Origin of the sequence: Undibacterium sp. Ji83W (genome assembly GCF_049340385.1) — a bacterium.
Taxonomy (GTDB): domain Bacteria; phylum Pseudomonadota; class Gammaproteobacteria; order Burkholderiales; family Burkholderiaceae_D; genus Undibacterium.
The window spans coordinates 228,317-253,045 of record NZ_JBMPOZ010000008.1 but is presented as its reverse complement, the minus strand read 5'-3'; the positions used below and the strand labels follow the sequence as shown (position 1 = coordinate 253,045).

Sequence of the window (24,729 nt, the reverse complement as noted above, 5' to 3'; positions counted from 1 at the left end):
GGCCTTAAGCATATTGCGGTCATATCTGGAGTTAACATGGCATTTCTGCAAGGCAAAAAAATTCTGATCACCGGTTTGCTGTCCAACCGTTCCATCGCTTACGGCATTGCCCAGGCTTGCAAACGCGAGGGCGCTGAACTGGCATTTACCTATGTAGGCGAACGTTTCAAAGACAGGATTACTGATTTTGCGGCTGAATTTGATAGCAAACTGATCTTTGATTGCGACGTCGCCAGCGACGAACAAATTGAAGCAGTATTTGCTGACCTGGGCAAATCCTGGGACAAACTTGATGGCCTGGTACACGCTATCGGCTTTGCACCGCGTGAAGCGATTGCAGGTGAATTCCTCGATGGTTTCTCCCGTGAAGCCTTCCGTATTGCGCATGATATTTCTGCCTACAGCTTCCCGGCAATGGCAAAAGCTGCCCTGCCACTTTTGCGTGAAGACTCTGCCCTGCTGACCCTGTCTTACCTGGGTGCCATCCGTGCCATCCCGCATTACAACACCATGGGCATGGCAAAAGCTTCTTTGGAAGCGTCGGTACGTTATTTGGCAGAACACCTGGGTAAAAAAGGCATCCGCGTCAATGGTATCTCTGCTGGTCCTATCAAAACCCTGGCTGCCAGTGGCATCAAGGACTTTGGCAAATTGCTGGGTTTTGTTGCCGAGCACGCACCTCTGCGCCGTAACGTAACTATCGAAGACGTGGGCAATACGGCGGCCTTCCTGCTGTCACCACTGGCAAACGGCATTACTGGTGAAATCACTTATGTCGATGGCGGCTTCTCGCATGTCATGGGCTTGAACGCAGACTCTTACGACAAGTAACCGGTCCGGCACTTAAGAGACGGTACGGGATGCTCGCACATGTATCCCGTACTAGCCTTATACTATTGGCATGAATGAAGCATTCTCTACCATGCCCAAGATCCCAAACAAAGCTTTCTCTATTGCACGCACTTTATTGCTGCTGATATTCAGCGTGTTCCTTGCGTCTTCCGGCAACACCCTCGCAGCATCCTGCAATGACCCATGGCCAGCCTGGGAACAATTCAAGAAGACTTTCGTCGCTGATGATGGCCGCGTGATTGATCATAGTGGTGCGCGCAAACCGACAACCTCGGAAGGTCAGGCTTATGCCCTGTTCTTTGCACTGAGCGCCAACGACAAAACCACATTTCAACGTATCCTGACCTGGACTGAGAATAACCTGGCAGCAGGTGACCTGACTGCCCGCCTGCCAGCCTGGCAATGGGGTCAGCGTGAAGATAATAGCTGGGGCATCATCGATAAAAATCCAGCATCCGATGCCGATCTCTGGATAGCCTACAGTCTGGGTGTAGCCGGAGAAGCCTGGAAAGAAAAGCGCTACGCTGCCCTGTCCAGTCTGCTGGCACAAAGAATATTGAATGAAGAAACGGCAGAGTTACCAGGACTGGGCTTGAGCCTGTTGCCAGCCCCGACAGGCTTCAACCTGCCCAATAATCAATGGAAACTCAATGCCAGCTATCTGCCCCTGCCTTTGCTGCGCTGGTTTGAGCAAAAAGAAAGCGATGAGCGCTGGAAGCGCATGATTGCATCATCGGTACGCCTGATTGCAGGCAGTGCACCCAAAGGCTATGCCGCCGACTGGATTATCTATGACGCGCAAAAAGGCTTCCTGCCAGATACCCAGGGCGTAGAAAAAGGCCAGGGTGCCTACAACGCCATACGGGTTTATCTGTGGACTGGCATGATGGCAAGCCAGGACGCGGAACGCGCAAATTTGCTGAAATTACTGCGCCCCATGGCCCAGCTAGTGGATAGCAAAGGCTACCCGCCAGAATATGTCGACATCCTGACGGGTGATATCAACGGCCCCGGCTCCAGCGGTTTTAGTGCCGCACTGCTGCCTTTCCTGCAAGCGCAAGGTGTACAAAAAACCATCGTGCAGCAGCAGTTACGCCTGCAAGCGCAACCCATCAAGGCCGATGCCTACTATGATCAGGTGCTCTCCCTGTTCGCCCTGGGCTGGCAAGAAAAGCGCTTCCGTTTTGATGCTCGCGGTGAAGCTGACTTTTACTGGCAACACTTTTGCTGGCGTTTATTTTGAGGCTAGCGCAAGATTTCTTCGAAACGGGCTGCTTTTTCCTGAAAAATCCTGTATAGTTTCGTTTTTTGCGCTGCAATATAAATTTCAGCGCAGAACCAAGTAGCATCGCAAGCCTGTGCACATCCTCAGGATGGTGCATGTAAAAGCCCTCCCGCCTCGCATGTCTGGTAGTAATCCATAGACATCATCCCGGCGCAAAGCTTTTGTGCCGAAATTTCATTGTCGTCCCTTGTTGGATTTTCTGTGTTCATTTCGTTTGGTTGGCGCTGCATTGTTGCGCGCGTTCGTTAGCAACGCGCTAATTTATACTGGGACAAAAGCAATCGTTCCGGCAAAACATGCTGCAAACCGGCCTTATCGCCGGTGAGCTTGGCATTGCTGCCGCATTTTGCAAACGTCCCAATCACGAAAGAAATTCATGAGTTTTGAAGCACTAGGTCTACACGTCAACATCATCCGCGCTCTGACTGACTCTGGCTATACCAAGCCAACTTCAGTACAAGAACAGGCAATCCCTGCCGCGATTGAAGGTCGTGACCTGATGGTCTCATCCCAGACCGGCTCCGGCAAAACTGCCGCTTTCATGCTGCCTGCTTTGCATAAACTGGTTACTGCTGAAGTTGTCAGCTATGACGCTGCCAGCAGCAAAACCCCTAATCAAGAACGTCAGGCTGCCCGCTCACGTGGCGACAAACCACGTTTCGTTGCTGCAAAACCAAAAATGCTGGTGTTGACCCCAACCCGCGAACTGGCTTTGCAAGTCACTACAGCGACTGACAAATACAGCGCTTATTCACGCCGTATCAAGGCCGTGTCCATCCTGGGTGGCATGCCTTATCCTAAACAGATGCAATTGCTGTCCCGCAATCCAGAAATCCTGGTGGCAACACCTGGCCGTCTGATCGACCATATGGAATCTGGCAAGATCGATTTCTCTGAACTGCAAATGCTGGTTCTGGACGAAGCTGACCGCATGCTGGACATGGGTTTCATCGACGATATCGAAAAAATCGTTGCTGCCACACCTCCTACACGTCAAACCATGCTGTTCTCTGCAACACTGGATGGCGTAGTCGGTAACATGGCAAAACGCATCACGACTGAGCCTTTGGTCATCCAGATCGCCGGTTCTGCCAGCAAACATGAAAACATCCAGCAGCGCGTGCACTTTGTGGACGACCTGTCCCACAAAAACCGCATGCTTGATCATCTGCTGCGCGACGTATCCGTTGACCAGGCTGTTGTCTTCACTGCCACAAAACGTGACGCAGACACCATTGCTGACCGCCTGAACATCGCTGGCTTCGCTGCTGCTGCCCTGCATGGCGACATGCACCAAGGTGCGCGTAACCGTACACTGGATTCATTGCGTCGCGGCACAGTACGTGTACTGGTTGCAACTGACGTGGCAGCCCGTGGTATTGACGTTCCTGCGATTACGCATGTATTCAACTACGATTTGCCTAAATTCCCGGAAGATTATGTCCATCGCATTGGCCGTACTGGTCGCGCCGGTCGTAAAGGTCTGGCGATTTCTCTGGTGAACCATGCTGAAGGCATGCACGTCAAACGTATCGAACGCTTTACCAAGCAATTGATTCCTGTCGATGTTATCGAAGGTTTTGAACCTAAGAAATCTGCAGCACCAGCACGCTCTGCAGCCCGCAAGCCTAACGGCTGGAAACCAGGCGACGCCCGTAAAACAGGCGCTGGCGCAGGTGGTGGTGGCGGTTACGGCAATAACAAGCCCGGCCAACGCAGCTTCAGCAAACCAGCTGGCGCATCGACTGGTACCAGCGCTGGCCCACGTAAAGAAGGCGGCGGCTACAAAGGCAACCGTTCTAACGATAGCGGCGCACGTCGTACATTTGGCGACTACTGATTGGAATCACCGTGTAAGCTAAGCGCGGCGCCATTTTGAGCCTGTGATGCTCACCGTACTTTAGTACGGTTGCGCTTCTCGACTCAAACTGACACCGCTCGCTACGCTTACACAGCGATTCCAGAAAAGTTTGTTTCCATGCAAACAGAAACAACATAGACATTGCTGCATAAGCAATATCATAAAAAAGCGATCACTTCGGTGGTCGCTTTTTTTATACTTGTAGCTCCAGCGTATAATCCTCAGCTTCTGACCAACACAAAAGTATAAGCCTCATGAGTAAAGAAACTGACGCTCCAGTCCGACTGACCTCTTTCTCGCATGGCGGTGGTTGCGGCTGCAAGATTGCGCCTGGCGTGCTTGCCGAAATATTAAAGAAATCCTCAGGCTTTCCAGTGCCACCAGCCCTGATGGTCGGCATAGAAACAGCAGATGATGCAGCCGTCTACAAACTCAATGATGAGCAGGCGCTGATCGCCACCACCGATTTTTTCATGCCCATCGTGGATGATCCCTTTGATTTTGGTCGTATCGCTGCCACCAATGCCATTTCAGATATCTATGCCATGGGTGGCACGCCTATCATGGCGCTGGCCCTGGTTGGCATGCCCATCAATCAATTACCGCTGGACGTCATAGGCAAGATTATCCAGGGTGGTGAAAGCATTTGTGCCGAAGCGGGCATACCCATAGCCGGTGGCCATACCATCGACTCTGTAGAACCTATTTATGGCCTGGTCGTCATGGGCTTGATCCACCCATCCAAGGTTAAACGCAATGCTGATGCCAAAGCGGGGGACAGACTGATACTCAGCAAGTCCCTGGGCGTCGGTATCTTGTCCGCCGCACTGAAAAAACAAGTGCTGGATGCAACTGGCTACGACACCATGATCGCCAGCACGACTAAGCTGAACAAACCAGGCCAGGCCTTGTCTGCTCTTGATAGCGTGCATGCCATGACCGACGTCACGGGCTTTGGCCTGCTTGGGCACTTACTGGAAGTCTGCCGTGGCTCAGGACTGGCAGCACGTCTGAATATGGCTACTGTACCCTTGCTGGCGAACGTAGAACAACTGGCGACGGATGGCTATGTCACTGGTGCATCCGCCCGCAACTGGGCAGCCTATGGCGAGTCTGTCAATCTTGATGCCCAAATAAGCCCTGCCCAGCAAGCCTTATTGACTGACCCGCAAACCTCAGGTGGCTTGCTGGTTGCCTGCGATCCGGCAGCAGTAGAAGACGTTTTAAGAATTTTCCGTCAGGGTGGCTTCTTGGAAGCAGCTGTGATTGGTGATATTGTTACAGGTGAACCCTTAATTACTGTCCTGCCCTGATTTTTTGATTTTGCCCCTACTTTTGCAAATACCATGAACCAATTAGAACAACTCAAGCAGTACACCACTGTAGTCGCTGACACTGGCGATTTCCAGGCTATCCAGGCTTACGCACCACGCGATGCGACAACTAATCCATCCCTGATCCTGAAAGCCGTGCAAAAGCCGGAATACCTGCCTTTGCTGGAAAAGGCCGTCAAGGACACTGCAGGCAAGTCGATTGATGAAACTATTGATCATTTGCTCATTGCTTTTGGCCTGGAAATTTTAAAGGTCATCCCTGGCCGCGTTTCTACTGAAACCGATGCCCGCCTGTCCTTTGATACAGCTGGCACCATTGCCAAAGGCCGTCAACTGATCGCCATGTATGAAGCTGTAGGCATACCACGTGACCGCATCCTGATCAAGATAGCCTCGACCTGGGAAGGCATACGTGCTGCCGAAGTATTGGAAAAAGAAGGCATACGCTGCAATATGACTTTGCTGTTCTGCCTGGCACAAGCAATTGCCTGTGCTGAAGCAGGTGCGCAACTGATCTCACCTTTCGTTGGCCGCATCTATGACTGGTACAAAAACAAGACCGGCCAGGAAATATTTGGTGCAGATGACCCAGGCGTATTGTCCGTCAAGAAAATCTATACTTACTACCGCAAGTTTGGCTACAACACTGAAGTCATGGGTGCCAGCTTCCGCAATACTTCGCAAATTCTGGAACTGGCTGGCTGCGACTTGCTGACCATCAGCCCCGATCTCTTGCAAAAACTCAGCGACAGCACTAGCAATGTCACGCAAAAACTGAGCAAGGAACTGGCAGCTTCTTCTGACCTGCAAAAGGTCAGCATGGATGAAAAGACTTTCCGCCTTGAGTTGAATGAAGATGCGATGGCGACAGAGAAACTGTCAGAAGGCATACGAGCCTTCTGTGCCGATACGGTCAAGCTGGAAAAGATGATTGCTGCAATGCGTTGAGCAAAGACAAATCAGCACAATTAAAACAAGTTATGATAAGGGGCAGATTTTTCTGCCCCTTATCATTTTTTATTAGCTAGTCATGAAAAAGCAGTTAGACATTGCAACATGGAACCGGCATGAGCATTACGCCTTCTTTTCCCAAATGGATGAACCCTTTCACGGTTTGAACCTGAATGTGGATTGCACCTGGGCCTATCAGCATTGCAAGGATGGGCAACACTCCTTCTTCCTGTTTTATCTGCATCAGGTATTACGCGCGGTCACTCTCACCGACGCCATGCGCTACCGCATCGAAGATGGCAAGGTGTTTGATTATGACGTGATACACGCGAATGCCACTGTACAGCGCGCTGATCATACTTTCGGTTTTTGTCCTATCTATTATGAAGAAGATTTCGCCGCTTTCGCCGCTGGTGCCAATATCGCCATGGATAAAATCAAGAGCAGTAGCGGCCTTTGCTTTAATGATGAATGCGCGCGCGAGGACGTGATCCATTTCTCTGCTATCCCCTGGATCAGCTTCACCGGCCTGACACATGCCCGGCAATATGACCGCAAGGATAGCGTGCCAAAAATCTCGGTTGGCAAGTTTTTCAAACAGCATCAGCGCTTGATGCTGCCAATCGCAATTTTTGTGCACCATGGCTTGGTCGACGCCTACCATGTGCATCAATTTGTTGAGACTCTGGAAGCTGGCTTGTCTGGCAAACCCAAATAAACATGATCGCATCCATGCATAAAACTCTGTTGTTCAGCCTGGTCAGTGTTCTCAGTACAAGCGCTGCAGCAGACACTGATACGCTCTGGAACAAAAGCTTATCGCAATTTAAAGCTGCGAACCTGTGGGCGCCAAAAGAAATACGAACCCAGCTTGACACTGAACGCAAAGATCAGCCTGGCAAGACCAGTTATGTAAAATCCAGTTTAAGCGGCTGGGAAAAACAGGACCCTGCCTACACGAACATTAGTACCGACAATAACTGGCAAGCTTTAAGCGATCAAAAAAAATCAGTCGATGGAATCAATAAAATGCTGATGGCGTTAGACAAAATGAAATCCAGTCTGTTTGATGGAGAGATCAAGCCTAAGCAGTTGGCAAACGAGACAGTCGACGGTAGAAATCTTGCCGTATTTCAGCTCAGTGAAGGCGGCTTGGGGAAAAAAGTCAGCATCAAAATGTGGATCAATCCTGATACAACTTGCATGGTCAAAATGGATACTGCCATACACATTGCGCTTTATGCAGATGCCGACTTCAGTACACGCTATACTGAACCTGATAAAGAGGGCCTGTGTTTGCATAGTCAGATGCAAGGTAACATCGACATGCAAATACCTTTTAAAAAAGCAAAGCTGCACATCAAGCAAAGCAATAGTGACTGGGTTCTTAAACCAGCGAATTAAGAAATTAAGAAAGCAAGGCGAATTACCTTCAAGGGATCACATCATGCGTAAATTTAATCCAGCCATCGTCATACTGGCCTGCATGCTGGCAACTGGCAACGCATGCGCTGATGATTTCAGCGATGGCGTCAGTTATTACGAACAAGGTGATTTTAGTTCTGCGCTTGAATCATTCAAGGCTGCAGCAGCCAAAGGCAATGCTGATGCCCAGTTCAATCTGGGCCTGATGTTTTTAAATGGCGAAGGCGTGGCGCAAGACTACAAACAGGCACTTAACTGGTTTGAACAATCTGCCAGCAAAGGCAATGTCAAAGCGCAAGTCAATATAGGACGCATGTATGCAAAAGGCAAAGGCATGCTGGCGAACCATGGCATCGCTGCTTCATGGTTCAGGAAAGCCGCTGACCAGGGCTATGCCGATGCCCAATATAGCCTGGGTATTTTGTATGTGACGGGTACCGGCGCGCCACGCGATTACAACAAGGCCAGGGAGTTATTCCAGCAAGCCGCCAATCAAAGCAATGCCAGCGCGAAGTATCAGTTAGGCTTGCTTTACCTGAAGGGCCGCGGCGTCACAGCAAACCTTGTCGAAGCTTATAAATGGCTGATTCTGGCGGGCGACTATGACGACAGCGAAGTCTTCAGAAAATATGTGGCCGCTAAAATGAGCAAGGAAGAAGTTATAGAAGCGCAGGCATTGGCGAAAGACTGGAAACCCCGGAAAACTGCCGAATAAGCCTGGCGGCTTCGCCCTTCATCCTCAGTTTTTTTACCAGTCTATACAGTTCAGATGATGGCAATATGCCCGTCATGTATTTGATAATTGCCAGGGCCGGAGTCTTCCTTGACTTGCCATTTTTGCCTGCCTATCTGTATCTCCACACCTTCGTGAATTTTCTTGATGATTTTCACGCTGGCCTTGTCTATCAGTTCCTGCTCGGCTTCCATATCATCGAGTTCTTTTTCCAGAGCGTCCAGTTCTTCCAGCAAATGCAGGCGCTTGGCTTCGACCTTTTCACCAACGCCGCCTGCTGCCTTTTGTGGGTTAGTGGCGAAGAAAGCTTGCAACTTGATTAGTTGATCCAGTTCACTAGCCTTGCGCCCTATCTGATATTGCGTGTCATGAATTTGCGCATCCCTGTATGGGTCAAAACCCACCTGGATTTGTGTGCGTGTACCAGCAGCAGAACCAAGAGACACGGCACTCACCACCAGTGCCGCCTGTGTTTTGCCACCAAGGATATTGCCTACATTGGAACCCGGCTTGCCAACAATAATCTCTTTTCTGGCAATCAGCTCACACTGCCGGGCATTTTGTTCCAGCTGTATGCTGTCGCCAGCTTCAATGTGGGCATTTTCAGCAAACAGGGCTTGCACCGAACCACCACATTTGATGCGTGAAGTGGTGCCGCTGAGATTTTGTGTACCCGGTTTTCTTTCTGCCAAACCGATGATGCCACCTTTCACAGCGACATTGCCACCGGCAATAATATCTGCGGCCTCAACCAGTCCATTGACGATGACATCTCCCGTCACATTCAAAATCATCCCCGCCTTGATATCTCCATCGACATGAATGGTGCCTTCGAAACTGATATTGCCGGTACTTAAATCCACGTCCGGCACTTGCAGCACTGGGTTAACGATAACGCCATCGTCAACAACAACAGGTTGACCTGCATTGGTCGCCATCAACAAATCAGGGTTGGTTGCCGATGGTGCAGCACCTTGCAGGTTGGCACCAAAAGCCATGTCAGGCAGCGGCTTGGCCAGCACCACCTGGCCTCTGATATTCATGCCAAACTTGCCTTGCACTGGCGGTATGCGACGCATCAATTCATCGCCGACATGAACCAGGAGTAAATGGCTAAGCTCGCGGAACTTGATGACGGCCAGTTCATCCCTTTGAGTAATTTCGCTTTTGTGTGTGCCGAACAATGGCTCCAGGCGGCCTGCAACTCCCTGGCGAGGGACGTCACCCTTCGCAATCAGCAAGTTTTCACATATACCAGCAGCTAAGGCTGCATCCAGTTCCGTATGCAATATCCCATGAATAATGCCCTGTTCACGCAAGGCATCATTTACTGCAGTGCCTACTGGCTTGCCCCCCATAGCCGGGATCAGGGTCAGGCTGGCGGACAATAAATCATCTGCAAGACTCAGAATGAACTCAGCATCCTTGCGCTGGCCTATTTGCAATTTTTGTGTTTCTTTGCTGTCGCGACAAAGTTTGACGAAAGCCAGCAAAGCAGAATTATCGATGCTGCAGCCAGCATATTCGCTTTCTTGCAGAGCATTTTCCAGGCCGCTCAAATCAGGGGCTGCGGCAGTCTCTGCCGGAGCATACTGCGCATACAGTATGCCGTCGGGTTCTTCAATAAAAAACGATAATATTATCGAATTAGAAAGCGATTCACTCAATATGCTTCCTTTACATTGACATCTGTGCCCAGAATATTTACTTGCTTGCCGGGATACAAGCATGCCACGACAGCAAGTACAAGGCTAGAACTCATTTCATAAATAGGCGTGAATTCTAAAACATGGGTAAAGCCAATCAAACTCCATTATTTGTGTATTTTAAATACCAATAAAGTCTGAGTCTAAGATCTTGCGTATGTATTAATGTTTGTATCCACGCTTGTTTTCATTAGGCCTTTATGGTCGCGTCATTGCTACATTGATATTTTTATTCGGCGAATATGATCTCAAGCGCATTCAGAGTGAAGAAAAGGAGAGTGTCAGGTTTTATCTGCAAAACTTGACCTTGGTCTTTAGTCCAAGGTTTAGCATGGTCTCTCTTAATCCTGGAGAGACTCATGCAACTGAAAAACTACCTGCGCATCGTGCGCGCCAGCGCCTGGTATGACCTGATCGTCACTATAGGCTTTGCTACGCCGTGGAGCTTTGCACTCGTTCATCAAAGCCTGTCGCAACTCAATAGCAGCCTGGGTATCGCGGGCGAATTCCCAGCCTTCGCTGCGGCCCATGTCCTGATGGCGAACCTGCTGGGGTCTATTGTCACCATCTGGGCAATATTGCGCCTGCGTGACACGCGCATGGAATATGGCCGCTATGATGCTGCCGGACGCATCCTGTTCAGCATGTGGCAGTTGTATGCGGTTGCTCATGGAGCGAGCCAGATCATATTGGCGTTCACCGTATTTGAGATTGCTTTTGGTATTGCGCAATTACTGCCAGTACAAAAACAGGCAGGAGCTGATTAAAGGCGTTGCAAGGCATCAAGCAGCGGCTCGCAGGCATCTGCCACCCGGTTCAGGCTAAGTTCACGCAAAGCTGCCAGATCGACCTTATGCTCGCTTTCCAGTCCCGCCCAGGCCAGCAAGGCAGCGCAGGCTTCGGGGTGGTCGAACAGGCCGTGCAGGTAGGTGCCGAGTATCAGGTCATCGGGTGAGCGTGCACCTTCGTCTTCACCATTGATCTTGAATACTGGTTGCGTGTCATTGCTGGCATAGGTGACGCCCATATGGATTTCATAGCCAGTTACTTGCGCCGTGCTAGAGTTGAATGCGCAAACACCTGTCACCTGCTGCAGGCGTTTTTCTTGCGTCAGTTCGGTGGTAATGTCGAGCAGGCCCAGTCCATCAGAATCACCGGCCTTTCCCTCTACACCATGTGGGTCGCTGATAACCTGGCCCAGCATTTGATAACCGCCGCAAATACCGATGACTTTACCGCTATAGCGCAGGTGTTTTTCCAGCACAGGCTGCCAGCCCTGCGCCTGCAAGAACGCCAGGTCGGCGCGGGTGTTTTTACTACCGGGCAGGATGATCAGGTCAGCGGCTGGTATCGCCCTGTCCGGGCCTATGAATTGCAGATCAACATCAGGGTGGGCACGCAGTGCATCGAAGTCTGTATGGTTAGATATGCGTGGTATGGCAGGCACGATGATGCGGAACTTGCCTGCATTGCCCTGGCTGGACTGTATTGCGTCTTCAGCATCCAGTTGCAGGCCATGCAGGTAAGGCAGGACTGCCAATACAGGTTTACCGGTTTTTTGCTCCAGCCATTCGAGACCAGGTTCCAGCAAACGGATATCACCGCGAAAGCGGTTGATGACAAAGCCTATGATGCGTTTTTGCTCTGACTCAGAAAGACAATCCAGGGTGCCGACGAAATGGGCAAACACGCCACCGCGGTCTATATCGGCCACCAGGATGACGGGGCAATCGACGGCTTCAGCAAAACCCATGTTGGCGATATCGCGGTCACGCAAGTTCACTTCTGCCGGGCTGCCCGCACCTTCAACAATAATCGCCTCATATTGCTGTTGCAGGCGTTCATAGGATTCCAGCACGGCCCCCATGGCAACGGTTTTGTACTGATGGTAATCACGCGCATCCATGTCTGCCCTGACCTTGCCATGGATGATGACTTGCGCGCCAGTATCGGAAGAAGGTTTCAGCAAAACCGGGTTCATATCAGTATGCGCAGGCAAGCCCGCAGCCAGCGCCTGCAAGGCCTGGGCGCGGCCTATCTCGCCGCCGTCAATGGTCACGGCGCTGTTGAGCGCCATGTTTTGCGGCTTCATGGGGACGACGTGCACGCCCTGGCGATACAACAAACGACACAGGGCGGCGACCACCGTGCTTTTGCCAGCGTCGGAAGTCGTACCTTGTACCATCAGCGTGGATATTTTCATGGAATAAAATTCTTGTTCAAGAGTTTTGTGCGGACTGCCATTCAGCGATTAGTATATGCAATTGCACCAAACCATGTTGTATCGCTGATGGGCCGGGTGAAAGTATGTCTGCTGATTTTATTTCCAGCACTCTGCCATTTCTTACTGCAGGAATATGATCCCAGCCGTCGCGGGCAATCACGCTGTCAGGCCGGAACTTCTTGCCACACCAGGAACCGATGATGATATCTGGCGCACGCCGTATGATTTCTGCCGGGTCGGCAATAATGCGCTCCCTGGCGCTATGATGCTGCGCCAGATCAGCAAAAGCATCCTCACCACCAGCAATGTAGATCAGTTCTGACACCCAGCCTATGCAGGACATCAGCGGATCATTCCATTCTTCAAAATAAATTTTTGGCCTGCGTGTCCAGCCTGCGCTTTGCTGTTTGACAGTATCGATCTGTGACTGCAATTCTGCAATCAATGCTACACCCTGCTCCTGCTTGCCGACCAGGTTTGCCAACACCCTGATCATATGCAAAATACCGGCAACATCGCGCTGATTGAAGGCGTGTACTTCTATACCTGCACTGATGAGTTCACGCGAAATTTCTGACTGCATATTTGAATAGGCAACAACCAGATCAGGCTTGACTGCCAGGATACGGTCTATCTGTGCCGAAGAAAAACCACTGACCTTGGGTTTCTCATCACGGGCGCGAGCCGGTCTGGTGGTGTAGCCAGAGATGCCAACCACATAGTCTTCTGCCCCCAGGGCGTACAAGACTTCCACAGCTTCGGTGGACAGGCAGGCAATGCGTTGATACAGGCTGACTGAATTCATTTTTTCCCTTGTGGCGATGCCACGGTTTTATCGCGTTTTTGTCTGGCTTGCTCCAGTGCCTGGCATATCAGCTTGGCACCTTCGATAATACGCGGACCAGAGCGGTTAACCAGATCACCTTCGATGGATATCAGATTATTGTTTTTTGTCGCCAGCAAAGTAGGGAAAGTTTTCCATTGCTCAACACCACTCACTGCCTGGGTTTTGCTGTCACCAGTGATGATGACTTCAGGGTTTTCCTGCAAGACTGCTTCTGTGCCGACGACGGGTGCGGTAGTGGCTAATTTACCAAAAATATTTTCACCACCGCAAATGCGGATAGCATCGCTGACGATGTGGCTGTCATTCAATGTATAGAGTGGTTTGCCCCATACCTGGTAAAAGGTCTTGACCTTGCTTTTACCCTGGTACTGGCTGTTCAGTTGCTGTACTTGCTGCCTGAATTCTGCCGCTGCTACCTGGGCCTGTTTTTCTGTACCAAACAGACTACCGAACTTGAGCAAAGTTTCTGCCACGTTGTCGAGCTTGTGCGGTTCACTGAAAAAGTAGGGAATGCCGGAATTGTGCAACATCTCCAGCTGGCGCTCGTATGCCCCATGCATCCATACGATGAGCAAATCAGGTTTCATCGCCAGGATGCGTTCAATATCCAGTTGACGGTTGTCACCAACACGCGGAATATTTTTTGCCGCAGCCGGGTAATCACTATATTTGACCGTACCAATAATCCTGTCACCCGCCCCTGCGACATAAATCATTTCCGTCACATGGGGTGACAAACTGATAATCCGCTGTGCAGGCTTCGTCAGGGTAACTTGATTGCCCATATCGTCAGTCACTGTAATAGCTGCGTGCGAATGACCGCCCGATACAACAAATCCCATAGCAGTCACAAAGTTTAAAAGCTTGGACATAAACTCCCCATATTCAAAATATAAAGCAACATACTTCTCTGTATTCTCTCTGTGCTTGCTCTGTGTCTCTGTGTCTCTGTGGTGAGCGGTTTTAAGCTTTTAACCACTCATTGAGGCCAAGTTCCAGCCGCAACCACCCCGCCTCACTCCCCGGCAAACCAAAACGCAAGCCATGCGGCCTGTGTGGCCCTTGGGCAAACCAGCGCAGCCAGATGCCGCGTTCTGCCATGAACTGCCACAACTGTTCCGATTTATTGTTCAAGTCTTGATGACTGCACCACTGGAACAAATCAGTCCCTGATGAACGTATGTCGTGCGCCTTCAAAAGCTGGCGTAGTCGTTCGCCTTCTTGCTGCAAGCGTTGCGAAGTCTGCATTTGCCATTGCTGATCATTCAAAGCAGCAATAGCAATTTGCTGGGCAGGTCCGCTGACGCTCCAGGGGCCAAGATAATTTGCCAATTGCTGTAGCAGATTTTTTTCAGCAGCCACAAAACCCAGACGTATACCAGCCAGTCCAAAGAACTTGCCTACTGAGCACAAGACGATCAAACCAGACTGGTCTGCATGGCCCGCTACACTGATATCTCGCACAGTATCAGCAAAGGCTTCATCAACCACCAGCCAGCCACCACGCTCTGCCAGTTGAGCGGCCCAGCGCAAAAGCTGAGCTGCCGGGATAAATTCACCGGTAGGATTATTTGGATTACACAGCACCACAACATCTGCCTGTTCGACAGATGCATCCAGTTCTGCATATACACATTCTGTCACCGCATGCCCAGCTTGCCGCCATTGGTAAGCATGTTCAGCATAACTGGGGGCCGACACAACAACCCGCGCAATTGTTCGCAAGCGTGGCAAGGCCTGTATCACTGCCTGCGAACCTGCCACCGCCAGCATCTGTGGTGCGCGATAATAAGCCCGTGCCGCTTTTACCAGTTCATCAGAATATTCAGGCAATCGATGCCAGGCATTTGCTGCCAGTTGTGGCGCAGGATAAAAATGAGGATTGATGCCTGTCGATAAGTCCAGCCAGTCTTCCAGCGGACGTCCAAAATGGCGCACCGCATCGCGCAGGTTGCCACCGTGCTCAAGCATGGATGACTCCACTCAAAAATAAGGCGGCCAGCAAGGCTATGCCACACCACAAGGCAGCACCAGTTTCTACCAGACGCAGGGCACGCAGAATATCCGTGGCCTTTGCTGCATCACCTTCACCCAGCGGTGGGCGAATTTCTGCCACACCGTCGTAGCTAGCCGCGCCACCCAGCGCCAAACCTAGCGCACCTGCACCTGCAGCCATCACCGGCCCGGCATTCGGGCTGGGCCAGCCAGGTGCCTGACGCTGCCAGCATTGCCATGCCAGGCGGGTCTTGCCCAATGTGGCATAGGTGCATGCAGTCAGGCGCGCAGGTATCCAGTTCATGACATCATCAATGCGTGCTGCAACACAACCAAAGCGCAGAAAGCGCGTGGAGCGATAACCCCACATGGCATCTAAAGTATTCACGAGGCGGTACAAGACTGCACCAGGGCCACCCAGCAAGATGAACCAGAATAAGGTGGCAAAGACAGCATCGCAGCCATTTTCGAGCACGGATTCAACACTGGCCTTGGCCAGGTAAGCTTCGTCCGCATCCTCTGTATCGCGACTGACGATATACGAAGTGCGCTTTCTCGCCTCTGGCAAATTACCCGCCTGTAAAGCAGTAGCGATGGCAGCATTATGCTCATGCAGGCTGCGCAAACCCAGACAAAAATACAGCAATACAATGTGCAATATAGCGGCCAGCCACAGTCTGAAATATTGTGCAAGCACTAGCGCGAGCGCACTTAATGCGACGAGCGGCAAGACCGTCAGACACCAGGCCAAGGCACCGGTCCAGCGGCTGGCTGCTGGCTTGTTCAATAGTCGCTCTATGGCATTTGCCAGATTACCAAAACCCACCAGAGGATGAAATTTGCGCACTTCACCCAGCCCCAGGTCCAGCAAGATGCCCAGCAGCAGGCATAACACCATGACCAGGCCATCTTGCATCAGCATGGCTGGCCTTTAAAATACAGCGGCAAACCGGCAGCAACCCAGACCACATTATCTGCGACGGCTGCTACGGCCTGATTCAGTCGCCCCGCTTCATCGACAAACCAGCGCGACACTGCTCCCATGGGGACGATGCCCATGCCGACTTCATTGGACACAAGAATGATTTGCCCAGGGGCCTGTGCCAATGCATCAAGGAAAGCCTGACGCTGTAAAGCAAACTGCGCAGGTGGATTGATATGGCCCACTTCAGGAAAGTCTGTCGTTTCTGAAAACAGCAGATTCGACAGCCAGACTGTCAGGCAATCGACGAGGATAATATTATCTGCGCGGCTATGCGCCATGATGGTTGCGCCCAGTTCCAGACTTTGTTCCAGCGTACCCCAATCTGCTGGGCGGCGTGCACGGTGGTGGGCAATGCGTTCCTGCATTTCAGCATCGCCTGCCTTGGCAGTTGCCAGGTAAAGCACCTGTTGTTTACCGTCACTGAGTCTGCTTGCCAGTTGTTCGGCAAAGGCGCTCTTGCCCGAACGTGCACCACCAAAAATAAGGTTGGTACTGTGTGCGGATTTCATATTACATCTCTTGAGAACAATGCTGCCGTTGCAGCTGGATTGGATGCAAAGTAGGCATGAAAATAAGAAGCACTCACATTACCAACGCGGTAAATAGCTTCGCCATGCTGTTGGGTAGAATGCTTGATGGTATGGCTGCTAGCAGTCAATGTGGTTTCAAAGCGTGAGTAATGAAAGGTGTGGCCGCGCAATTCCCCCTGCGGTGTTGCCAGGGCTTGTGCGCCCAGTGCTGCCAGCCGTTTTTGCATGATAACTTTACCTGACAATATGCCAGCCATGGACCAGCTTTTTTCCTGTTGATCCACCAGGCCTTCGGTAATTGCCATCATGCCGCCGCATTCCGCCAATATCGGCATGCCTCGCTCATGGGCAGCGTGCAGCGACGTCAGCCAGTTGCTGGCCTGCGTCAGTGTGTCCGCATGCAATTCAGGATAACCACCGGGCAGGTACAGAGCATCTGCCTGCGGCGGTATCGCTTCATCTGCCAAAGGTGAAAAGAAAACCAGTTCCGCCCCCAGCCCGATCAGGCATTCAATATTAGCTGGATAGATAAAAGCAAACGCAGCGTCACGCGCAATGGCGATGGTCTTGCCTGCCAGATTTGCGGCTGACTGAGATACATGCTGTGATGCATGTTCGCGCAATTCAAAACTGGTATCCGGCAAGGCATCCCAGGCTTGCATGTCCAGTTCCAGGCTGTCGGCCATGGCATCAAGTATGGCTTCAATGCGATCCACTTCTTGTGGCAAGACCAGCCCCAGGTGGCGCTCTGGCAAGGCTTCTTCCTGCCGACGCAAGCTGCCGAGCAAGGGTATATCGCGCATGGCAGCCGCCACCATATTGGCATGACCTTCAGATGCAATGCGATTGGCGATGACACCAGCCAGATGCACTGGCCCAAAATCACGCAAACCCATGGCCAGTGCGCCGACAGTCTGGGCCATGGCAGAGGCATCAAGCACAGCCACGACAGGCACGCCAAAGGTACGCGCCAGATCAGCCGATGAGGGGTTGCCGTCATAAAGGCCCATGACGCCTTCGATGAGGATGACGTCGGTATCCAGCGCTGCGCGCGCCAGCATGCCTTCAGAATCTGCCTGCCCTACCATCCACAAATCCAGCGAATGTACGGCAGAACCGCAAGCACGTTCCAGCATCATGGGGTCGATAAAGTCTGGCCCGGTTTTAAATACGCGCACTGTCCTGCCGAGTTTGACGAGTTTGCGGGCCAGTGCTGCCGTCGTCGTGGTTTTACCCTGACCAGATGCGATGGCCGAGATCAGTACGACCTTGGCGCTGGGCCTTACCATTCCACACCCGCCTGTGCCACGATGCCTTCTTTGAAAGCATGCTTGATGAGATTCATTTCTGTGACTGTATCAGCAATCTCGATAATCTCTGGCAAGGCACCACGACCGGTGACGGCAACGTGCTGCATTTCTGGCCGGCCATCGAGATCATCAATGACCATCTGCAAATCCAGGTAATGGTATTTGAGAGCGATATTGAGTTCATCGAGCACGACCAGACCTATGGTAGGGTCAGTCAAAAAGCGTTTTGCCTGCTCCCATGCCGCAGCGGCTTTTTCCATATCGCGTTCACGGTTTTGCGTGACCCAGGTATAGCCTTCGCCCATGGCATGGAATTCGACTTCATCTGGAAAGCGGCGCAAGAAAATTTCTTCTCCTGTGGACATTGCGCCCTTGATGAACTGCACTACGCCTACCTTCATGCCATGTCCCATGGCGCGCATGACCATGCCAAATGCACTGGAGCTTTTACCCTTGCCATTGCCGGTATGCACCAGCAAGACGCCAGTCTTGCGTTGTGCCTGCTCTATCTTTTCATCCATCATCGCTTTTTTGCGCTGCATGCGACGCTCATGACGGGTGTTGATATTGTCAGTCTCGGTATCTGGCTTGGGAGGCAATGCACTTGTCATGGTGGTAGTTTCTCGTTATTTTCAGTTTTGAGGCAGGAATATGGTTTGCCCGCCATGGGTGAAGCGTTCTATTGGGTGTCCAAGACAGATACTGAGTTGGGATGCACTGAATATGTCATCCGCTGGCCCGGCTTGCCAGCTACCATCGCCCATCAGCAACAGGGCATGGGTGGCAATGCGATAGGCCATGTTGAGGTCATGGCTGACCATGACGACGGCCTTGTTTTGCTGCGCATTTGCTTTACTGCACAAGCTGGCAAACAATTGCATGACGCTGACCTGGTGCCCAAGATCAAGCGCACTCGCGGGTTCATCCAGCAACATCCATTTGGCGTCCTGGGCCAGCAAGGCAGCAATCGCCACACGCTGTCTTTCGCCGCCAGACAGGCTGCGCACATCGCGCTCTGCCATGTCGGCGACATCCATTTCACGTAAGGAAGCCATGGCAAGATCCATGTCGTCATTATTTTCCCAGTAATGCGAATTCTGGTAAGGATGACGGGCGCTGAGTACAGTATCCAGCGCAGAGTAGCCAAAGGCATCTACCCTGCCCTGCGGCAAAAATGAACGCTCACGGGCAAGGGCTGTCAATGACCAGTCTTGCAACGGTTTGTCACGCAAATAGACCTGGCCACTTTCTACGGGGCGCAAACCGGCCAGTGTGCGCAGCAAGGTACTTTTGCCAGCACCATTACGGCCTATGATGCACCAGCACTCACCTGGCTGTATATGCCAGTTGAGTTCACGCACCAGTACGCGCTTGCCTACCGATAAATTCAGGTTGCGGATATCCATCAACGCCTCCGCAATTGATGCAATTGCAGCAGGAACATCGGTACGCCTACCAGGGCAGTAATGACGCCAACCGGCAACTGCTGTGGCGCGACCACGGTACGGGCGACCGTATCTGCCAGCACCAGGAAACAACCGCCAGCCAGGGTCGCAGCAGGCACCAGCAAACGGTGATCGGGTCCCCAGGCAAAGCGGCAGATATGCGGCATGATGAGGCCAACAAAACCTATGCTGCCTGCATTGCTGACTGCGCTGGCAGTCAGCAGGGCAGAACATAAAAACAGCAATTGCCGCAAACGGCCAATATTGACACCCAGGGTGCTGGCATTATCGGCATACATGGCTGCGACATTGATGGAACGCGCATTGCGCATGGCGAACAGCAAGATGGCACCGAGTATCAACCAGGGCAGATAACGTGACTGGGTATTCGACAAATCACCTATCATCCAGAACACCATGCCGCGCAGGCGGCTGTCTGGCGCAATCGACAGCATGAGGGTGATGATGGCACCGCAACCGGTAGCGACGATGACACCAGTCAGTAACAGGATAGGTGCACTGCCATCGGTACTACCCGCACCGCGCAGGTCGCGGTAAGCCAGGCCGAATAACAGCAGCGCAACCGTAATCGCACCGGCAAAAGCGGCCACATCCACCAGCCAGAATGCACCGAAAAACAAGATGGTTGCCAGCGCACCGACAGATGCGCCACCAGATATGCCAAGAACGTAAGGGTCGGCCAGAGGGTTGCGCAATAGCGCCTGCATCATGACACCGGCCAGCGCCAGCGTGGCACCGGTCACAAAGCCCGTCAGTGCACGGCCAAGGCGCAAATCCAGCAAGCTGCCTGGCAGGGTCGTAGGTGGGCCGCGCAACAATTCCAGCAAGGCTTGCCATAACTCGGCAAAGCTCAGGGATACCGAACCGCAGACGCAGGCAATCAATATACTGCCTACAGCGGCGGCGAATAAAATAGGGAGAACCAGACCGGCACGTTGAGCGACCGCCATCCTGGGGGATTGCTTGCGCTGTCGTGCAGAAAAAAAAGACGCCATCATTGGTCTGGTCCAAAGGTGAAACAGGTTGTGATGTGCAGCACCGCAGAAAATACCGTGGCCTGCCCATCATGCAATCAACTTACGATGTGATGAGCTATCCAGAATTGCTTATCACATCACTGTCAAACTTATTTAAAGCCGTAGTTCACACCAACAAATACATTGGAACCGGCTGTTGCATAATTTCTTGCCAGTTCGTAGTCCTTGTTCAGGGCATTGTTCCAACGTGCCAGTACAGTCGTATTTTTCGCAACTTCATATGTCGCATACAGGTTCAGCAAATTGTAAGAACCCAGTACTCTCGTATTGTTGGCATCATCAAAGCGGTCACCAGAGTAGATAGTTTCTACACCAATTCTTGCATTCGCAAACGCATATTCTGCAGCCAAAGTACCATGTTGTTTGGAGCGGCGTGCCAGGCGCTTGCCTGTCGTATCATCCTTTGGATCCTGGATATCGATGGAAGCACGCAAAGTCAGATCGGCAAAACGAGTCGTACCACCTACTGTCAAGCCAGACAAAGTGGCCTTGTTGACGTTATAGGCACAACCAAACTGGTGGGTCGCTTGTTCTATAGGGCAGACACTGGTACTGACCAGCAAATCCGTTGCCTTGTTTTGATAGTACACAGCGCTCAACTGTGTGTCGCCTTGCTCAAAATACATGCCGATTTCTGCATTTTTTGCTTTTTCTGGTTTGTTGCTGGCAACGCCATAACCTGGGTAATACAGTTCATTGAAAGTCGGTGCACGGAAGCTGGTGCCATAGCTGGCATTGACACGCAGAGCATCAGTAAAACGGTAACCATACCCTACGCTGCCTGTGGTGTTGGAACCATATTGTGAACTGCGGTCATTGCGAATGCTGGCGCTGGCCAGATGCGCATCTTGCTTGAATACATAAGATGCAGCAAAAGAATTCGTCGTGCGTTTGCCATTCACAGCCAAAGTGGTGGTTTCAACGTTTTCATCACGTGTTTCAGCGATCAGTTGCAATACATCTTTACCGATACGGATATCATTCTGGAAGCTCAGGCTGTCCTGACGTGTATCAATCTGGCTCTTGCCGTAGGATGCATCGGTATAACCCTTGTCTGCAGTTTTTGCATACTGCAGGGAAGCGGACCAGTAATCAGTGAATTTGCCACGGCCAAAGACGGCGATGGTTTCCAGTGTCGAGATATTACGGTCGTCTTGCGCTGTACCTGCATCAAACTGCGCATTATTGCGGCTATGCAAAACACTCGCGCCCAATTCATAGCCTTTGCTGATTTCCCATACCAGGCGTCCATTGAAGCTGTCCATCTTGTAACCGTCTTTATCCGGGTTATAGGTGAATGCACCTGCACCCGGCTTGCTGGCCGAAAAGCCTTCACTCTCTTCATGTGCTGCATTCATGCTGAGGCTGAGGTTGCTGGCAACAGAACCGGTAAAACCAGCTTGCAATTTGCGTGTGCCATAACTGCCCAGACCAGCTGAAAGGGTAGGTGTAATTGCGCCAGTACCTTTTTTAGTGAATATCTGTATCACACCACCCATGGCATCAGCACCATACAGGCTGGACAGCGGGCCATACACAACTTCGATACGGTCGATCTGTGACAATGGTATGGAAGACCAGGTAGCACCGCCTGTTGTGGAAGAACCGATGCGCACGCCATCAATCAGCACCACGTTTTGCGCATTATTGCCACCACGGATAAAGACTGAGGATGTCGTGCCAGGGCCGCCATTGCGAGTGATTTCTATGCCGCGTTGTTGTTGCAACAGATCAACAATGGAAGCGGCACCAGATTTGACGATGTCTTCAGAAGTAATGACGACATTGTCAGCCAGCACGTCCTTGGCGGCTTGTGCCTGACGGCCAGCGGTAATGACCACACTGGAAGTTGCACCGACAGCAGCAGTTTGTGCAAAGACGACGGAAGATGGGAATGCAGCGGCCAAGGCCAGGCTGAGGGCGAGCGGTTTGAATGCAGATGTCATGATATTTCAGAAAAAATGGAGCAAGTGGCCGACGTCCCCGCAGGCTACTTTGAACAAAGCAATAAGGACAATTTATCGTCAGCGACAGTGCCACTCAGGCAGCCTGTGTTGTCAGGATTTCACGTCATGCCAATCAACGTGGCAATTCATGCGTTTCTGTTTAACGAAAGTTCCCCGTCCGTATTGCTTCACTTATTCTGGCCGGTATCCGGGCTGACAAGTATCACCATCTGACCTTCCCATGCACATAGCACAGTGGTATTGGAAAATGGCTGGCTGCGTGTGAACTATGCAAGAGTTCCAAATTCGCAGCAACTTGTACACCGTTGCGGGGGCAGCACACTTTTTCAAGAGCTTAGTGTTTCCCGTTTAACCGCGAATATGAATATACCCGCGAGCACCAAAACTCCGCCATTCTATAGACAGATGGGGGTAGCTGCAAGTTTGGGAGATCTAAAGGCTGAGGCAGATCAGTTTATTAACTTATTGAAAACAAAGAAATTTATCGAGAAATCACTGTATGTCAACTCAGATGTGCCGTCTTTGAAATCCAGGCAACCACCAGTTCGGCATGCAATTCTGACATTTCAGAGAGCTGTATGCCGACGTGATAGACCTCGCCACTGAGGATGGCATGCCTGACCAACCCTTTACAACTGACCTTGTAAATCTCAGCTTCTTGAAAGATGCCGGGGATTTCTATCAACATGGGGTAACTGCGTTGCGGAATCAGGTTTTCAGATGTGTGCAGGAGCACGCCTTCGGCGGAAATGTTAACGATCTTTGCCAGTATCAATCGACCGTCCGGCAACTTGACGCCTGAGCGCCAGGTCACGGTAACACGTGGAGATCTCCTGAGTTCTATCATTCAATAACCATGGCTTTTTGTGAATCTTGCGTAAATACTATCTGCAATATTACTAAAATACCAGTATTTCCTTATGTTCACCAAAGGCAAGGCTCAGCTTCTGTGTACAAACCGCTTGCGCCAGCTCCTCTGCCGTCATGTCTTCCTGCCATGCTAACAGTGTGCGCATAATGCCCGCATGCGTCACCACCGTGGCTGCCGGCATATTCAGCGCACGCAAATCATCCAACCAATCAATCACGCGTTGCGCCACGTTAACAGCTGATTCAATACCGCCGGGCTTGTATGTCGCCGGAGCTATAGCCCAGGCATCTATTTCTGATCTTGGAATATCATTCCAGGCCAGCATTTCCCATGCGCCGAAATTGAGTTCTTTCAAGCGATGATCAAACATGGGCTCAGCATGTAAAAGCCTTGCCAGCTTTGCACAACGCTGCAATGGGCTGGAAAATACCGGCAAGCCCGCTTGAAATTGTATGGATAATTTACCTGCCAGTGCCGCACATTCTGCGTCAGAGACATCCACGTCAGTTTGACCATAGCAAAGGCCATCAGCAATCTGCGGCCTGGTATGCCTGAGCAGATGCAGTCGCATCTCAAGACACCTGAAAAGCCAGCAGACCCAGATAGATAGCGACCTCAGCCACCTGCTGGGTGGCACCCAGGCAGTCCCCGGTAAAGCCGCTTATCCTGCGCTGGAACATGCGTGCCATGCGCCAGGTCAGCAATAGCATCAAGCCAAAGGCCAGCAACAATGCATAAACAGGGAGGGGAAAATAATACAGCAGCGCAGCAACAGGCAATAGCACGGTAAGACAGGCGATCAGGAATTCGCCATTGCTCATTTCTTGCGCCAGCGGTTTGGCTTTGCCTTCATGTCGTGCATATTGCATGAGCCAGATCAGGCTGCATGAAGCCAGCCGCGACAAGGGGTGGGCCAACAGCAGGGCTGGTACCGCCGTCAAGGCAGGCAAGCTGATCAAGAGTGTCAGCTTCAGTGCCAGCATCAGTAAAATACCGATGGCTCCATAGGCACCGACGCGTGAATCCTTCATGATTTCCAGCACGCGCTCTGGCGTCATGCCACCGCCAAAGCCATCGCAGACATCGGCAAAACCGTCTTCATGAAAAGCGCCTGTCAGCAAGATGCCTGCAACGGTGGATAGCACTACTGCTACCGCATGCGGCCATAATTGCGCTGTGGCGGCATACACGCCAGCACAGACCCCGCCTACTACCCAGCCAGTTGCTGGAAAATAACGTGAAGACTGCCGCAGCCAGTCTTGTTCAAACCCTACCCAGGCAGGAATGGGGATGCGGGTAAAAAACTGCAGGGCAATGAAGAATAAGCGTAGTTGATGCAAGCCAGCTCCC

General features: G+C 51.7%; 24 protein-coding genes and 1 riboswitch. Of the genes, 9 read left to right on the top strand and 15 right to left on the bottom strand.

Annotated features, from left to right (window positions below; all coding sequences use genetic code 11):
• Window positions 1-36 precede the first annotated feature (36 nt).
• The 8 genes from fabI (at window position 37) to ACO0LD_RS15690 (ending at window position 8,423) form a co-directional block, all read left to right on the top strand.
• Window positions 37-831, top strand: a complete 795-nt coding sequence (gene fabI, locus ACO0LD_RS15725; RefSeq protein WP_110257315.1) for an enoyl-ACP reductase FabI — start codon at window positions 37-39, stop codon at window positions 829-831.
• 91 nt (window positions 832-922) lie between these two features.
• Complete coding sequence (bcsZ, locus tag ACO0LD_RS15720) at window positions 923-2,095, top strand: cellulose synthase complex periplasmic endoglucanase BcsZ (protein WP_423008409.1); 1,173 nt, start codon at window positions 923-925, stop codon at window positions 2,093-2,095.
• Window positions 2,096-2,513: 418 nt separating this feature from the next.
• On the top strand, window positions 2,514-3,977 hold the full coding sequence (locus tag ACO0LD_RS15715) for a DEAD/DEAH box helicase (protein WP_423008407.1): 1,464 nt from the start codon (window positions 2,514-2,516) through the stop codon (window positions 3,975-3,977).
• Window positions 3,978-4,252: 275 nt separating this feature from the next.
• The gene (gene selD, locus ACO0LD_RS15710) at window positions 4,253-5,311 is read left to right on the top strand and encodes a selenide, water dikinase SelD (protein WP_423008405.1); all 1,059 of its coding nucleotides are present in this window, start codon (window positions 4,253-4,255) and stop codon (window positions 5,309-5,311) included.
• 33 nt (window positions 5,312-5,344) lie between these two features.
• Window positions 5,345-6,280: a transaldolase gene (gene tal, locus ACO0LD_RS15705; RefSeq protein ID WP_423008403.1), complete on the top strand. Its 936-nt coding sequence runs from the start codon at window positions 5,345-5,347 to the stop codon at window positions 6,278-6,280.
• Window positions 6,281-6,362: 82 nt separating this feature from the next.
• Window positions 6,363-7,001, top strand: coding sequence for a CatA-like O-acetyltransferase (locus tag ACO0LD_RS15700; protein WP_423008401.1), 639 nt, complete (start codon window positions 6,363-6,365; stop codon window positions 6,999-7,001).
• 29 nt (window positions 7,002-7,030) lie between these two features.
• Window positions 7,031-7,687, top strand: a complete 657-nt coding sequence (locus ACO0LD_RS15695) for a hypothetical protein (RefSeq protein ID WP_423008399.1) — start codon at window positions 7,031-7,033, stop codon at window positions 7,685-7,687.
• 43 nt (window positions 7,688-7,730) lie between these two features.
• The gene (locus tag ACO0LD_RS15690) at window positions 7,731-8,423 is read left to right on the top strand and encodes a tetratricopeptide repeat protein (protein WP_423008397.1); all 693 of its coding nucleotides are present in this window, start codon (window positions 7,731-7,733) and stop codon (window positions 8,421-8,423) included.
• Window positions 8,424-8,473: 50 nt separating this feature from the next.
• Here the strand turns inward: ACO0LD_RS15690 and ACO0LD_RS15685 are convergent, their stop codons facing one another.
• Complete coding sequence (locus ACO0LD_RS15685) at window positions 8,474-10,108, bottom strand: DUF342 domain-containing protein (protein ID WP_423008395.1); 1,635 nt, start codon at window positions 10,106-10,108, stop codon at window positions 8,474-8,476.
• 398 nt (window positions 10,109-10,506) lie between these two features.
• Between ACO0LD_RS15685 and ACO0LD_RS15680 the strand changes: the two genes are divergently transcribed.
• Window positions 10,507-10,914, top strand: a complete 408-nt coding sequence (locus ACO0LD_RS15680) for a hypothetical protein (protein ID WP_423008393.1) — start codon at window positions 10,507-10,509, stop codon at window positions 10,912-10,914.
• On the opposite strand, the gene ACO0LD_RS15675 is transcribed toward ACO0LD_RS15680, so the two are convergent.
• The 14 genes from ACO0LD_RS15675 to ACO0LD_RS15610 all read right to left on the bottom strand — a co-directional run bounded on the left by ACO0LD_RS15675 (window position 10,911) and on the right by ACO0LD_RS15610 (window position 24,719).
• Window positions 10,911-12,350, bottom strand: coding sequence for a cobyric acid synthase (locus ACO0LD_RS15675; RefSeq protein ID WP_423008391.1), 1,440 nt, complete (start codon window positions 12,348-12,350; stop codon window positions 10,911-10,913). The genes ACO0LD_RS15680 and ACO0LD_RS15675 overlap by 4 nt on opposite strands.
• 16 nt (window positions 12,351-12,366) lie before the next feature.
• Window positions 12,367-13,176 carry a cobalamin-binding protein gene (locus ACO0LD_RS15670; RefSeq protein ID WP_423008389.1) on the bottom strand — a complete coding sequence of 270 codons (810 nt, stop codon included), beginning with the start codon at window positions 13,174-13,176 and terminating at the stop codon, window positions 12,367-12,369.
• Entirely contained in the window at window positions 13,173-14,090 is a 918-nt protein-coding gene (locus tag ACO0LD_RS15665) for a cobalamin-binding protein (RefSeq protein ID WP_423008387.1), read from the bottom strand. The genes ACO0LD_RS15670 and ACO0LD_RS15665 overlap by 4 nt, the downstream gene beginning before the upstream one ends.
• 91 nt (window positions 14,091-14,181) lie before the next feature.
• Window positions 14,182-15,189, bottom strand: a complete 1,008-nt coding sequence (gene cobD, locus ACO0LD_RS15660) for a threonine-phosphate decarboxylase CobD (RefSeq protein ID WP_423008385.1) — start codon at window positions 15,187-15,189, stop codon at window positions 14,182-14,184.
• Window positions 15,182-16,135 (bottom strand): adenosylcobinamide-phosphate synthase CbiB, encoded by a 954-nt coding sequence (cbiB, locus tag ACO0LD_RS15655; protein ID WP_423008383.1) that lies wholly within the window; start codon window positions 16,133-16,135, stop codon window positions 15,182-15,184. The genes cobD and cbiB overlap by 8 nt, the downstream gene beginning before the upstream one ends.
• Window positions 16,129-16,707, bottom strand: a complete 579-nt coding sequence (gene cobU, locus ACO0LD_RS15650) for a bifunctional adenosylcobinamide kinase/adenosylcobinamide-phosphate guanylyltransferase (protein WP_423008381.1) — start codon at window positions 16,705-16,707, stop codon at window positions 16,129-16,131. The genes cbiB and cobU overlap by 7 nt, the downstream gene beginning before the upstream one ends.
• Window positions 16,704-18,017, bottom strand: a complete 1,314-nt coding sequence (locus ACO0LD_RS15645; RefSeq protein WP_423008379.1) for a cobyrinate a,c-diamide synthase — start codon at window positions 18,015-18,017, stop codon at window positions 16,704-16,706. The genes cobU and ACO0LD_RS15645 overlap by 4 nt, the downstream gene beginning before the upstream one ends.
• Window positions 18,011-18,649, bottom strand: a complete 639-nt coding sequence (cobO, locus tag ACO0LD_RS15640) for a cob(I)yrinic acid a,c-diamide adenosyltransferase (protein ID WP_423008377.1) — start codon at window positions 18,647-18,649, stop codon at window positions 18,011-18,013. Before cobO ends, ACO0LD_RS15645 begins: the two co-directional genes overlap by 7 nt.
• Before the next feature lie 21 nt (window positions 18,650-18,670).
• A complete protein-coding gene (locus ACO0LD_RS15635) occupies window positions 18,671-19,444 on the bottom strand; it encodes an ABC transporter ATP-binding protein (RefSeq protein ID WP_423008375.1) in 774 nt (257 codons plus the stop codon).
• Complete coding sequence (locus ACO0LD_RS15630) at window positions 19,444-20,499, bottom strand: FecCD family ABC transporter permease (protein WP_423008432.1); 1,056 nt, start codon at window positions 20,497-20,499, stop codon at window positions 19,444-19,446. Before ACO0LD_RS15630 ends, ACO0LD_RS15635 begins: the two co-directional genes overlap by 1 nt.
• A gap of 131 nt (window positions 20,500-20,630) precedes the next feature.
• Window positions 20,631-22,487, bottom strand: coding sequence for a TonB-dependent receptor domain-containing protein (locus ACO0LD_RS15625; protein WP_423008373.1), 1,857 nt, complete (start codon window positions 22,485-22,487; stop codon window positions 20,631-20,633).
• Between the two features lie 182 nt (window positions 22,488-22,669).
• Window positions 22,670-22,907, bottom strand: a riboswitch (cobalamin riboswitch).
• Window positions 22,908-23,010: 103 nt separating this feature from the next.
• Complete coding sequence (locus ACO0LD_RS15620; RefSeq protein ID WP_423008371.1) at window positions 23,011-23,355, bottom strand: PilZ domain-containing protein; 345 nt, start codon at window positions 23,353-23,355, stop codon at window positions 23,011-23,013.
• Between the two features lie 52 nt (window positions 23,356-23,407).
• Entirely contained in the window at window positions 23,408-23,950 is a 543-nt protein-coding gene (locus tag ACO0LD_RS15615; RefSeq protein WP_423008369.1) for a histidine phosphatase family protein, read from the bottom strand.
• Window position 23,951: 1 nt separating this feature from the next.
• Window positions 23,952-24,719: an adenosylcobinamide-GDP ribazoletransferase gene (locus ACO0LD_RS15610; protein ID WP_423008367.1), complete on the bottom strand. Its 768-nt coding sequence runs from the start codon at window positions 24,717-24,719 to the stop codon at window positions 23,952-23,954.
• Window positions 24,720-24,729: the final 10 nt, after the last annotated feature.